We start from the raw sequence: 14,391 nt of genomic DNA on the forward strand, positions 1-14,391 counted from the left end.
TTAAACATACAATAGCCGCTTCTTAATGGATAGTCCATTGGGAGGCGGCTTTATTTATTGGTCAAAATATATGTACAAAACCGCAAAGACCTACAAGAATGTACATATTATCACCTAAAACATTTTTACTTCTCTTGGTAAAGATAGCGCTTAATACTCTTCTTCGGAGTCTTCGCAAACTCTTCATCACGCAACTCTATAGCCGAGAGGTGGCAGAAAGATGGCAACATATTATTCAGTTCCAGACGGTTCTGCTCCATAATCTCTTGCAAATCTGATTGTGAGAAGCCCATCTCTTTTGCCTCATCAAAATCAGGATAAACCAAGCCAACAATCTTATCACCACGCTGAATGATAATACACTCACTGACCATAGACATAGAGTTTAGCTTATCTTCAATTTCCTCTGGATAAACATTCTGACCGTTAGAGCCTAAAAGCATATTCTTTATACGTCCACGAATAAAGAGATGACCATCAGCACTCATAGTTCCAAGATCGCCCGTATGATACCAGCCTTCCTTGTCAAGAACAGCATTAGTAGCCTCTTCATTCTTATAATAACCAAGCATCACATTCTCTCCCCTCGTTATTACTTCGCCTGGAACATTTGCAGGATCAGAACTATCAATCTTCACCTCCATATTCAAAACCGCCGTGCCGCAAGAACCGGGTACAAAGTCCTTATAATCACTATAAGTCACCATCGGACCACATTCTGTTGCGCCATACCCACTTGTTACAGGGAAATTAATGCTTACCAAAAAGTCTTCTATCTCCTTGTTAAGAGCTGCACCGCCGGTAACAAGTTCATACGCATTGCCACCAAAGGCTTCCATAACAATCGCACTGATTCTTTCCTTCACCTTCTTGCTAACAACAGGCATCTTCAGCAGCATACGAGTTGCTGTGCTTTGTACCTTTGGAAAGACATTCTTACGAATAATCTTCTCAACAACCATTGGTACTGCAATAATAATAGCAGGACGAATATCAGTACAAGCCTGAGAAATCAAAGAAGGACTCGGCAGTCGTGTGAGGAAATATAGATGACTGCCAAAGCTAAACTGGCAGATAAACTCACAAATCATTCCATACATGTGAGCCATTGGCAACATACAAAGAACTTTACTACCAGGCTTAATATGTGGTTTCAAATCGGCTGTTGCCCAAGCGAGATTACTACGCACAGAACGATAACTGAGCATCACACCCTTTGAAAAACCAGTAGTTCCGCTGGTATAATTAATCAGTGCAAGGTCGTCAGCCTCGTCTTTGAAATAATTTACATCCTCTGCACGGAAGAACTTTGGATACTTCTTTCCAAAGAGCGCATTCAAGTTTTCACGAGCATTTGTCAATGATTCTGAACGAGAAAGAATCAATGAGAAGTCTGGTAGATATATTATACCTTCCAACTGAGGCATCTGTTCTCCATCGATTGTTGTAGCCACAACATCACCAACAAAGAGAAGTTTTGCTTCCGAGTGATTAACAATATTGTAAATCTGTTCTGGCTTAAACTCATGCTGAACAGGTACTGCTACAGCTCCATAAGAGAGAGTTGCGAAGAAAGCAACTGCCCATGACGAGGAATTTCTACCACAAAGAGCAACCTTATCACCCTTCTTCAAACCGCTATTCTCAAAAAGAATATGTAATTTCTCTATTTTACGGGCTACATCATGGTATTGAAGTGTAGCACCAAGGTAGTCAGTCAGAGCATCTTTATCCCAGTTATCCTTGATACTCTTTTCTATACACGCGTTGAAACTTTTTATAGAATCCATTGCACAAAAATATGATTTGCGTGCAAAGTTAAGTAATTTTCTGCACATTTACAAAAACATTGTGCAATAAAAATATACTAAATAGACAAAAAGAGGAGAAATATTCCTTTTTTTTCTTCGAAAAAAAGAATTCAAAGTTGAATTTAGTTTTTCATCATTCTGTACTTATTTTCTTATTTAAAAAGCGTACTAAACAATTGAAATATATTTACATAATAGACTGCAAATCACCTATAAAAGTCATATATTAGCGCTATTTCTCGTGCCTTTGCAACTTACACGATATCAATAGGTTACAAAGCCACTTTGTAAAAGATGCTTAGTTAGACTTCAAAAGGGCGTTGGTTGGACCTCAAAAGGGCATCTTTTGCAAGTCAATTAGGCGTCTTTTAGAAGCCCAAAAAGCATGTTTTAAAAACAAGGTTATGAAAAATTACAACAAAACCGACTTTTATTATCTTTCTATAGGATAACAATAGGAGTAGAAACACCAACAAACAAGAAACAAAAAGAGACTATATCAAAAATGTAGAAACACATGATTTGTGTATCTGCCAGTAGCACTTTATTGGGAAATATAACTTTTATTTCCCAATAAAAACTCTGACTACATTTTTGATATAATCTCTTTCTATACTCTTAAAACCAGTTACACCTTATCATATATAGGTGTATTAGAGACGATGATTAGTCTTCAGCTGGCTTCATGTTAGTATAAACATTCTGCACGTCGTCGAAGTCTTCCAAACGCTCAACCATCTTATCGATAGTCTCACGCTCTTCAGGTGTTACGTCCTTCAAGTCGTTAGGAATACGAGTGAACTCAGCAGAAGTAATCTCAAAGCCATTGTCCTCCAAGTGTTTCTGAATCTCACCGAAGCTTGTTGGTTCACCATAGATTGTGATTTCGTTCTCTTCCTCATCCTCATCGAATTCGTCCTCAACGCCATAGTCAATCAAGTCGAGAATCAACTCTTCCATATCCAAGCCGTCCTTCTTCTTAAAGGTGAAGACTGCCTTATGATCAAAAAGGAAGCTAAGAGAACCCTGTGTACCAAGATTACCATTGAACTTGTTGAAGATTGAACGAACATCACCTACAGTACGTGTAGTATTGTCGGTCAATGTCTCAACGAACACAGCAATTCCGTGAGGACCATAACCCTCGTATGTTACCTCCTTGTAGTCGCTGGTGTCTTTACCCATTGCGTTCTTAATAGCGCGCTGGATATTGTCCTTCGGCATGTTCTCACGCTTACATGTTGCTATAATCGCACGAAGGCGTGGGTTGTTCTCAGGCTCAGGACCACCTGCCTTAACAGCAATAGCGATTTCTTTACCTAACTTTGTGAACGTACGGGCCATGTGACCCCATCTCTTGAGCTTACTTGCTTTGCGATATTCAAATGCTCTACCCATTGGATTTGTTTGTTAACGGAGTTCTGCTCCGAGTTTATTTGTTAAATTCTTAATTAATTTCTGCATGATGGCATCAATTGCCTTGTCGTTGAGTGTCTTGCTTTCGTCCTGAAGAATGAAGTTTACTGCATAGCTCTTCTTACCCTCAGGAAGATTCTTACCCTGATAAACATCGAAGAGTTCAACACGCTTCAAAAGTTTCTTGTCTGCCTGACGAGCGATCTCCTCAATCTGTGCAAACTCAACATTATTGTCGACCAACAAGGCAAGATCACGGCTTACAGCAGGATACTTAGATATCTCCTGGAACTGAAGTTTATTCTTGCGGATGGCCTTCATCAATCCAGCCCAATCCAACTCTGCATAATAAACCTTCTGATCAATATTGAAACTCTTCAAAAGCTTGTGGCTAAGAATACCCATCTCTACGAGTACCTTACCGGCACGTGTCTTCAGTACTATCGCCTTATCAAAGACGTTGTTATCAGACTTTTCGCTAACGAGTAAGCCCTGTGCAATACCGATACGACGAAGAATATTCTCTACGTATGCCTTTAGTTCATAGAATGTACTTTCCTCATCAGGATGTGCCCATGAACCTTGTACACGCTTACCTGTCACCCACAATGCCATGTGATAATCCTGACTATAAGCCTTAACAGGACTTTCTTCTGACCACTTTTCCTTATTGAACTTGTAGACATTACCTACTTCAAAGAAGCGGAGATTCTGTGCCTTGCGGTTTACATTACGTACAATACTCTCCAAACCACCAAAGAAAAGGGTCTGACGCATCACACCCAAGTCTGCTGAAAGTGGATTCATTACCTTTACAGTCTCCTCCCAAGGATAAGCATTAAGGCCTGTCTCCTCATAGTAAGAACTCTTTGTGAGTGAATTGTTCATAATCTCTGAGAAGCCAGCACCTACTAACTGCTCACCGATGATGTTCTCACGGTGATAGTTCTTGTCAGCCTCTTCTGCAATTGTCAATGAAGACTTCAACTCTGTAGGAATCTCTACATTATTATATCCATAGATTCGAAGGATGTCTTCAACAACATCACAAGGACGCTGTACATCAACACGATAAGGAGGAACGAGGAGATTGAGTCCCTCTGCATCTTCCTTCTCTACCTTCATTTCAAGGCTTTCAGCAATACGCTTAATCGTTTCATTACCGAGTTTCTTGCCAATAAGACGGTCGCAATACTCGTAGTTCAGACGAACTGGGAAGCCCTCCATCTTAGTTGGATACTCGTCACGAATCTCCATACTTACCTTTCCACCTGCAAGTTCCTTACAAAGGATTGCAGCCTGTTTTAGCGCATAGATGACACCATTTGGATCAATACCACGCTCAAAACGGAAGCTGGCATCAGTTGAAAGACCATGACGACGAGCACTCTTACGAATCCATGTTGGATGGAAGTAAGCACTCTCCAATACTACATTTTTTGTCGTTTCGTAAGTTCCACTACCCTTTCCACCGAAGACACCAGCAATACACATAGGGTCTTCCTCATTGCAGATTGCAAGGTCGTGCTCACCAAGTATATGCTCTTCACCATCCAAAGTAACGAACTTCTTTCCCTCGTTTTTATCCTTAACGATGATATGATGACCCTTAACCATGTCTGCATCAAAACAGTGCATAGGCTGGCCATAAGCCATCATGATATAGTTAGTGATATCAACGATATTATTGATTGGACGCAAACCGATAATATTCAGTTTGTCTTTCAACCATTGTGGACTTTCCTCTACCTCACAATCAGTAATGCTCAAACAAGCATAACGACGGCAAGCATCTGTATTCTCGATGGTCACATCAATAGGAAGGTCATGATTGTCAACCGTGAAAGCATCACAAGATGGGCGATGCAACGAAGTCTCATAACCATTCTGTGTCAACCATGCATAGAGGTCGCGAGCTACACCATAATGACTTAACGCATCTGCACGGTTAGCAGTGATGTCTATGTCAATCAGCCAATCACTGTCTAATTGGTAATACTCTGATGCTGGCTGACCTACTGGTGCATCCTCTGGCAACACAATGATACCATCATGAGCAGTACCAACACCAATCTCATCCTCGGCACAAATCATACCAAGACTTTCTACACCACGCAGCTTACTCCTCTTGATAGTAAACTCATTGTCGCCATCATAGAGTACACAACCTAAGTCAGCAACGATTACCTTCTGTCCTGCTGCAACATTCGGTGCGCCACATACAATCTGCTGTGGTTCTCCCTTGCCAAGGTCAACGGTTGTTACGTGAAGGTGATCAGAGTTTGGATGTGCCTCGCAAGTAAGCACCTTACCAACATATAAACCCTTTAATCCACCACGTATCGTTTCAACCTCGTCAAGTGAGCCTACCTCCAAACCTATGGAAGTGAGCGCAACGGCAATCTCTTCTGGACTAAGATTGAAATCAACGTATTCCTTTAGCCATTTGTATGAAATCTTCATTATATAGTTATATTGTTTGTTCTGAAAATACATGCAAATTTACGAAAAAACTCAGATATAGCAAAAGGATAAAAGAAAAAAGCCGTTGCATATAGAGAAAGTCTCTCTTTCTATAATCGTAACAAAGAAAAAGTAGACTATTTTTTACGCACATAAAGCTATCTTTCAAAGTCGTTATCACATAGCTTTAATCCATGAAAACACCAGTTTTATAGTATATAAGACATACATTTAGGTTATAGGAACAGGGTTGTAATACTTGCAGATTTCAAGATAATGCCTTACCTTTGCCAACATAGAACAATTAAGCTTAAAAAACAAAGGACATAAAATGAGACTTACAGGACGCAGAGAAAGTAATAATGTAGAAGATCGTCGCGGCATGGGTACTGGCGCAAAAGCTGGTATTGGTGGTATCGGAGGTATCATTGTCATTGCACTTATCACCTTTTTAAGCGGTGGAAACATGGGAGATGTAGTCAACAACATCGTTCAACAGCAGATGCAAGGACAAACTGAGATACAAACTGGTGGAGAACAACATCAATTTACAGAGGAAGAAGAAAAACTTGCTGACTTCTCAAAACAGATTCTTGCAGGTACAGAAGATGTATGGACGGAACAGTTTCAGTTGCACGGCATGAGATATCAATACCCTACGCTTGTTCTTTTCACAGGTGCTGTACAAACTGCTTGTGGCAATGGCTCTGCTGCTATGGGTCCATTCTACTGCTCTGATGACCAACGTCTTTACCTCGACTTAAGTTTCTTTAGCGGTATGCGTAAGGACTTAGGAATACAAGCAAAGGGCGACCTTGACTTTGCGTATGCCTACGTGATTGCGCATGAAGTGGGTCATCATGTGGAATATCTCCGCGGAATCCTTGGCAAATGTCATGCAAAGATGGCACGTGTTAGTAAGGAAGAAGCGAACAAACTGAGCGTAAAATTAGAACTTCTTGCCGATTATTATGCTGGTTGTTGGGCACATTATGACAATGAAAAATATCAAAGTCTTACTGATGGTGATATCGAAGAGGCTATTGATTGTGCTGAGAAAATCGGAGATAACTATCTCCAGAAGAAAGCTCGTGGCTATGCACTTCCTGAGACTTTCACCCATGGAACTTCCGAACAGCGTATGTACTGGTTAAAGAAAGGTATCGAAACTGGTGATTGGAATACAACAACCTTTGCACCAGGGGATTTAGACTAAGGATATTAAACAACCTTATCTTCATCTAAAAGTATACTTATGGTTCTTCCATTAAATGCGTAGATTGTTAATAGAATGAGATTAAGCCACATAAATGAGATGATTACCCCTAATTAGATGGTTTGACAAAGGGGGATAAACTACATAATAAATGTAATTAGGTGCGGTGTTTATCTGCCTTCTACAAACAACTTACCCCCCTTATTAGCTGAGATTTGTAAATCATTTTCATACACTTCGCGTCTAACACGTCGTCTTTTGGCTTCTAAAAGACGCCAAATTGACTTGCAATAGGTGCCCTTTTGAGGTCAAACTAACGCCCTTTTGAAGTCCAATTAAGCACCTTTTACTTTACTGCTTTATAACTAATTGATTTCCTGTTGATTACAAAACTGGTTTTTGTATGTGGTTTTGCCGTTATTTATTGATGTCTTATTTGAAATTATGTAATGATTTTTCAAATCCTTATCTACAGATTTTTGAAGTCTTAAGATGAAAATGTTTTCAATATCAGAGGATGATGATAGGACAAATAGTTGACATTCTTAGCTATGCTTTTGTTTAATGAGCAACCTCAGTTCTTCCCGTTAAAGCAATACGGAAAACATCTACACATTTAACAGAAGAACCCTTTTTAAAGTATAGTGGGGCTGTGATGAATAGAAAGGAATTATAGATGTAAACTCTATTTTTAAAGAGACTAATCCACATTTTGTATATTCTTTGTTTAAATTTGTTTGTTTTTTGTTGATTTTTTTTATCTTTGCACTGTAAAGAACTAAACAACTTATTGATAAAGAGTAGTCTACAGAAACCTATTTCCTACTTAATGGAACATGAATAACGTTGGCTACAAACTTGATTGATAAAACATATAACTTAATAACTATGACCAAAAAGTTTATTGTATTATTCCTATTGTTGTTGTTGCCTGTAATGATATGGGCGCAGAATTCCGTTATATTCGATTTCTCAAGTTCTTCTCAAGCAGTGCAAAACACTATCGAGAAGGATGGTATAACTTTAAAGTTTAGTGATCTGTTGGGAAAGCCTATTACACCTACATTTATCACAATCAAGAAAAATGAATTCATTATACTTAACTTTGGTAGGCTGCTGACGGTTGAAAGCAAGGACTGTTTAATAACGTCAGTTGTTTTTGTTATTTCTGATGTTAACCACCTACTAAAGTTATATAATAAAGAAAAAGACCAACTTTCTTATTCCAGAATCCGTGTTGGTAGTAACGAGTTTTATAAACAGCCATGGAATGAAGAAACTGAGAAAGTGGCTTTTACCCCTTCTTCCTCACGAGCTGCATATATTAAATCAATAGTAGTGACATTTAATAAGGACGTCTCTCTTGCAGTTTCTTCTGCTGAGAGAGCAACACTTTATTATAGTGACAGGTCGTTTATTATTCCTGAGGGGGTTGTTGCTCGTACCTATAAGATTGAAGGTAATGTCCTCTCTCGAAGTCGGGAATATAAAAAAGGAGATGTTCTTCCCAAGGGTACAGCTGTTGTTTTAGAAGCAAAAGAAGGTAAGTATATCTTTGAAGAAACAAGTAAGATAGGTGAAACAGACCCTTATAATGCGTTGCGTGGTGAGGATATTAAGACTACAACGTCAGGTGGAGAGGTATACTATGTGTTTGGAAAAGGTCGTAACGGAGTAGGCTTTTATTGGAAAGAAGCAAATGGAAAAGCCTTTACTACCGAAGCACATAAAGCTTATCTCGTTTATACACCATCAAAGACTACAAACACAAAGAGTTTCCTTGGCTTTGATGTAGCATTAGAAATACAAGGTCCTATGGTGAGAGAGAAGATAACTTTCGATGGTCCTATTTATAACCTTTCAGGGCAAAGAGTAGATAAAGATTATAAGGGGATTATAATCGTGAATGGTAAGAAGTATCTTAATAGATAAGCCTTCTTGTACTTATACACAAAACCATGATAAATAATTGATTTTTAATAAGTAAACATGAAAACATATATCAAACCTTTAATAAGTGAATATCACGTTTTAACCTCTTTCCATTTGTTGGAAGGTTCACCAGGGAAATATCCAAATACATTGACGAGTACACAAGAAGTGATTGGAAATCAGACTGAGCCCAGTATTCAACAATTATCAAAAGAAGACTTTTTCTCCGCTTTTAATCTTTCTGACACGCAGACGGATTGGGATGAATGAATATAACTTAAACAATTACCGATATGAAAAGACAAGTAACATGGATTGGACTTTTGTTGTGCTTACTATTGTTTGCAGCCTGCGAAAAGCCAGTATTAGACAATGGTGAAGATGGTAAAAAACCGAATAATGCTAAGCAAAAGTTGACAAGAGTCGTGCGTATTCACCCCAAAGAATTACGTATAGAAACAATAGAAGAAGCTATAGGGGCGAAATATCAACCTTTGAGTAGGGCTGTTAGCGAAAGCCGGAAACGGAAGTATTATGCTGTTAATGTCTACGAGAAGAAACCTAATGATGAAAACTACTCAATGTATGCTTATGGTTTGTTTACCAGCCTTTCAAAGATTGCACTAAAGATGAATGTGAACAATCTTTATAAAGTAGAGTGTTTGATTGTGGAGGAAGGTGATGATGAACTTTTCGCAAATGAAGATGAGTTTTCAGCTCCTTTCTTGCATGGGGCAAATAAGGCTACAAAAGTTACTAATAGCTTTGTATTCTCAAAAGAAGAAAACTTGAATAGTCTAACAAAAGGCGAAACGACTGTAGCTAAGGGGCGTACTTTTCAATATCCACGCCTTGTGAAACTCTATGGTACTATCAATGATTTCAGTCCAAAAACATCAAAGGAACTGACCGTTGATATGAAAAGGTCGGTGTTCGGGTTGCACTTCAAGGTGACACCACCAGAAGAAGGTAGTCTGGTAATTAACTATATCGGGTGGCGTATCTCTTTAACAAAGGGTAGTGATACATATGATCATAGTTCCGTCTACTCCTTTTCTAACATTCCAAAAGCGTGTGAAGATGGATATCAATTGACGATGGAGGTGAAGGTAACATGGACGAAAGACGATGGGACTGTCGAACAAGAAAGTAAGCAGTTAGTGTTAAAACGTAATGTCATGACCGTCGTTGAAATAAGGGTAGAAGGACAAAAGCCACAGGGTTTTACGTTGAATGAAGAGCCGGATGACATGAAAACAGAAAAAGTTGAATGGAATCTGTTATTATAGCTTTTAGTTGTACTTATAAAAAAGGCTCTTCAGAAATATGGAATGATAAGCTAATGCTATTATATAATAAGGCACACAAAACAACGCTGAGTTTGCTGTAAGAAACTTAGCGTTGCTCTGTGTGTTATTTCCTAAATACTAAACGCAAAAGAAAAAACTTCTCACTCCAAACCTCCAAAGATGCTATTTTGTCCGTATTTTTCACATGTTGATTTTGTAAAGACCACCAAATGGCTTGCAAATAACGCCCTTTTGGCTTGCAAAAGATGCCCTTTTGAGGTCCAAGTAACGCCCTTTTAAAGTCCAATTAAGCACCTTTTAAAGCCTTGGTTTGTAACATTTTGATAACTAACAACTTACAAATGTATTAAAAGAACTCACATTTTATCCATTTCTCTACCTTTTCCTTGAATGTTTTGTAAATATATTTCTTGCCGAGAATATCCGCATTTACTAATTGAATGTGCGTAAATCTGACACAGAGCCACAGTGTAAACGGAAGTCTTATTTATGAACATGTAGTTCATTGAGTCATCGACAGTGTAGGGAGCAAAGGGACATATTAACCTGAACTCGGGATAAGAAAAGTCTGCAAAAAGTTGGTAATCTCATTATATTTTTGTAACTTTATAGTTGAAAATCAATTATTTACAATAAACATAACGATGATTACCAAGGACAAAATTACTGAAATTTTCTGTATTGCAGATGACTTTTGCAAAGAATTTGAGTTAGAAACTGATAAAATAGGTCTCTCAGAAAAGAGTAAAGGGTGTCATCGCCATCGCAAGTGGCGTATGAGTAAGTCTGAAATCATAACGATATTAATTTGCTTCCACTTTAATTCCTATCGTAATTTTCGTCACTATTATACCTTTTTCGTAAAAGAGCATTTAGCAGATTTATTTCCAAATCAATTGTCTTATAATCGTTTTCTTGAATTAGAGGCAAGAGTCTCTGTAGAGATGATGATGTTCCTGCAAATATGTTGTTTTGGGAGGTGTACTGGTATTAGTTTTATTGACTCAACTTGTATTCCAGTTTGCCATAATAAACGTATTTGTCGCAATAAGGTTTTTAGAAATTATGCAACAAGGGGTAAGAGTACAATGGGATGGTATTTTGGATTCAAACTACATCTTATCTGTAATGAAAGAGGTGAGATTCTAAACTTTATGCTCACTAAAGCAAATGTTGATGACCGAGACGAAAATGTATTTAACAGGTTGACAGACAATGTGTTTGGTAAATTGTTTGCAGACAAAGGGTACATTTCTCAAGGATTATTTGAGCGATTGTTCAATGATGGAATAAATTTAGTTACGGGCATTAGGAGTAACATGAAAAACAAACTAATGCCACTTTATGATAGACTTCTTCTAAGGAAAAGATCTGTAATAGAGACTATCAATGATGAGCTAAAGAATGTAGCTCAATTAGTGCATTCAAGGCATAGAAGCATATTTAATTTCGCAATGAATGTTCTCTCTGCTATTGCAGCCTACAGCTTCTTTGAGAAGAAGCCAGCAGTGAACATAGACTTTGCTATAGAGCAACATTCGGGACAGCTTACATTATTCTAAAGTAATCTGTTTTATTATTATCTTTAGGCCCAATCAAAAGATTGAGTCTAAAGAGCCGTTGTACTAAACCAAACAGAAGAGTGGGATGATACTTATCCCGAGTTCAGGTTATTAACTCCATATTTCGAGAGAAACACAAAAAAAGAGCATACATTGTGTATGCCCTTTAGGTTTGGATTTATAGTATCATTATATATTTGCAATACTCATAATGTTTGCAAACACACCTGCTGCGGTAACAGATGCACCAGCACCATAGCCTTGAATCTGCATAGGGTATTCTTTATAACGATCAGTTGTCAGTAGAACTATGTTATTAGAACCTTCAAGATTATAGAAAGGATGGTTAGAATCCACTTCTTTTAATGCAACATTAGTCTTACCATGTTCCATAGTGGCAACGAAACGCCAACGCTTACCCTCCTCTGCTAATAGCTGACGACGTTGTTCAAAGTTAGCATCAAGTTCTGGAAGACGCCTCCAGAAGTCTTCTACTGAACCTTGGAAATAATCATCAGGAACAAATAGATGCTTTTCAACATCCTCTTGTTCCACCTTGTATCCAGCCTCACGTGTAAGGATAACTAACTTACGAATGACATCTGTTCCACTAAGGTCTATGCGTGGATCTGGCTCACTATAGCCTTGTTCTTTAGCGCGTTTTACAGTCTCAGAGAAAGGAACATCTGCTCCAATTTCGTTAAAGATGAAGTTTAGTGTACCAGACAATACAGCTTCTATCTTAAGTATTTTGTCACCTGAATTGCGTAAGTCATTGATTGTACCAATGATAGGTAGACCTGCACCCACGTTTGTTTCAAAGCGGAATTTGACACCACGTTGAATGGCTGTCTGCTTTAAATGGTAATAATCATCATATGTTCCAGATGCTGCAATCTTGTTGGCAGCAATCACAGAGATATTATTTTCCAACAAAGACTGGTAGAGTGCAGCCACCTCTTTAGAAGCAGTACAATCCACAAACACCGAGTTAAAGATATTCATCTTTAGGATAATATCACGCAAATGTTCTGGATTAGAAGGCTCACTCTCCTTTAGTTCTTTACGATAATTATCAAGACTTAAGCCGTCGTGATTGAAAATAGCATTCTTAGATGAAGCAATTCCCACCACCTTCAACTTTAAGTTAGAATTTTGCTTCAACTCTTCATACTGGCTCTTAATCTGTTCAATGAGCTTTCCTCCTACTGTACCAATACCGCAAATAAAGAGATTCAGCACTTTATATTCCGATAAGAACAGTGAATCATGAAGTACATTCAGTGCTTTCCTTAAGTCAGAGCCTTTCACAACAAATGAGATATTCATCTCAGATGCACCCTGCGCAATAGCAATAACACTAATACCAGAACGACCAAGAACCTCAAAGAGCTTACCGCTTATACCCGGTGTCTGTCTCATGTTCTCACCAACGACCGCCACTGTTGCAAGTCCACTTTCAGCGTGCATAGGGAACATACGTCCATCTTCTATCTCAAGTCGGAACTCTTCATTAAGTACCTTCACAGCATTGTCGGCATCTTCATCCTTCACACCGATAGAGGTATTATTCTCTGAGGCTGCCTGTGATACGAGGAAGACACTGATACCATTGTTGGCAAGAGAACTAAAGATACGACGGTTGACACCAACAACACCCACCATTGAAAGACCTGTCACAGTAATGACCGTAGTACCTTTGATAGATGATAAACCCTTAATAGGTTTTTGATTGTTCTCTATGTGTGCTTTAATAATCGTACCCTGTCCATCTGGATTGAATGTGTTTTTTACCTTGATTGGGATGTTTTTTACACAAACAGGGTATATCGTTGGAGGATAAACGACCTTTGCACCAAAGTTACAAAGCTCCATGGCCTCCGTATAGGAAAGTTCATTAATGGTATATGCACTCTTGATGACACGAGGGTCAGCTGTCATAAAGCCGTCAACATCCGTCCATATCTCCAAGACTTCAGCATTGAGTGATGCGGCAAGGATGGATGCCGTGTAATCACTTCCACCACGCCCAAGATTGGTAATATCGCCAGAGTCACTGTCTTGTGCTATAAAACCAGGTACAAGGGAGATACGAGGAAGGTCAGAGAAAGTATTTACTACAAGTTTGTTAGTTAGTTCTGAATCGAGACTTCTTTTGCCCAACTTCTCTTCAGTCTTGATAAACTCACGTGCATCAAACCACTTTGCTCCACGAATAAGCGTTGCTACTATTCTTGAACTTAGACGTTCACCATAGCTTACAATAGTGTCTTCTGTCTTATGACTGAAGTCGTGAATTAAGAATACACCGTAATAAATAGAATGAAGTTGCTCAAAAAGACTATCCACTTTGTTGAATAGCATCTCACGGTCATGTGGGTCGGTAATAATCGCATCAATCATCTTATGATGTCGTGCAACAATAGACTCGAACTCTGTTTTCCAACTTTCATCACCCTTCAAGGCAAGTTGAGAAGTAGCTATGAGCTGATCTGTTATACCACCTAAGGCACTAACAACCACAATAATTGGTTGATGTTTAGCCTCCTTTTCTACAATCTTTTGTAGACTTAAAATACTCGAGACAGAACCTACGGATGTTCCGCCAAACTTTAATACTTTCATTCCTGATGTTTATTTTGTTATTATTTGGCATCCCCTTTACAATGGGGGAGGTGCAA

9 protein-coding genes are annotated in these 14,391 nt (G+C 38.6%); 5 read left to right on the forward strand and 4 right to left on the reverse strand.

The window, feature by feature from the left end; translation table 11 throughout:
- Positions 1 to 125: 125 nt before the first annotated feature.
- The 3 genes from FIU21_RS01690 to pheT all read right to left on the reverse strand — a co-directional run bounded on the left by FIU21_RS01690 (position 126) and on the right by pheT (position 5,690).
- Positions 126 to 1,790, reverse strand: a complete 1,665-nt coding sequence (locus FIU21_RS01690; RefSeq protein WP_004359578.1) for an AMP-binding protein — start codon at positions 1,788 to 1,790, stop codon at positions 126 to 128.
- Positions 1,791 to 2,477: 687 nt separating this feature from the next.
- Positions 2,478 to 3,209 (reverse strand): YebC/PmpR family DNA-binding transcriptional regulator, encoded by a 732-nt coding sequence (locus FIU21_RS01695; protein ID WP_004359579.1) that lies wholly within the window; start codon positions 3,207 to 3,209, stop codon positions 2,478 to 2,480.
- Between the two features lie 12 nt (positions 3,210 to 3,221).
- A complete protein-coding gene (pheT, locus tag FIU21_RS01700) occupies positions 3,222 to 5,690 on the reverse strand; it encodes a phenylalanine--tRNA ligase subunit beta (RefSeq protein ID WP_004359581.1) in 2,469 nt (822 codons plus the stop codon).
- A 331-nt stretch (positions 5,691 to 6,021) separates the two neighbouring features.
- Between pheT and ypfJ the strand changes: the two genes are divergently transcribed.
- From ypfJ to FIU21_RS01725, 5 genes are all read left to right on the forward strand, one after another.
- Positions 6,022 to 6,906, forward strand: coding sequence for a KPN_02809 family neutral zinc metallopeptidase (gene ypfJ, locus FIU21_RS01705; protein WP_036885956.1), 885 nt, complete (start codon positions 6,022 to 6,024; stop codon positions 6,904 to 6,906).
- Positions 6,907 to 7,794: 888 nt separating this feature from the next.
- Positions 7,795 to 8,838, forward strand: a complete 1,044-nt coding sequence (locus FIU21_RS01710) for a hypothetical protein (RefSeq protein WP_004359585.1) — start codon at positions 7,795 to 7,797, stop codon at positions 8,836 to 8,838.
- A gap of 57 nt (positions 8,839 to 8,895) precedes the next feature.
- Positions 8,896 to 9,108, forward strand: coding sequence for a hypothetical protein (locus FIU21_RS01715; RefSeq protein ID WP_004359586.1), 213 nt, complete (start codon positions 8,896 to 8,898; stop codon positions 9,106 to 9,108).
- Positions 9,109 to 9,131: 23 nt separating this feature from the next.
- Positions 9,132 to 10,127, forward strand: a complete 996-nt coding sequence (locus FIU21_RS01720; protein WP_004359588.1) for a hypothetical protein — start codon at positions 9,132 to 9,134, stop codon at positions 10,125 to 10,127.
- Positions 10,128 to 10,792: 665 nt separating this feature from the next.
- Complete coding sequence (locus tag FIU21_RS01725; RefSeq protein ID WP_172891283.1) at positions 10,793 to 11,710, forward strand: IS982 family transposase; 918 nt, start codon at positions 10,793 to 10,795, stop codon at positions 11,708 to 11,710.
- A gap of 189 nt (positions 11,711 to 11,899) precedes the next feature.
- On the opposite strand, the gene thrA is transcribed toward FIU21_RS01725, so the two are convergent.
- Positions 11,900 to 14,335 (reverse strand): bifunctional aspartate kinase/homoserine dehydrogenase I, encoded by a 2,436-nt coding sequence (thrA, locus tag FIU21_RS01730; protein ID WP_004359590.1) that lies wholly within the window; start codon positions 14,333 to 14,335, stop codon positions 11,900 to 11,902.
- Positions 14,336 to 14,391 lie beyond the last annotated feature (56 nt).

Source organism: Prevotella melaninogenica, from assembly GCF_013267595.1.
GTDB classification, from domain to species: Bacteria; Bacteroidota; Bacteroidia; order Bacteroidales; family Bacteroidaceae; genus Prevotella; species Prevotella melaninogenica_D.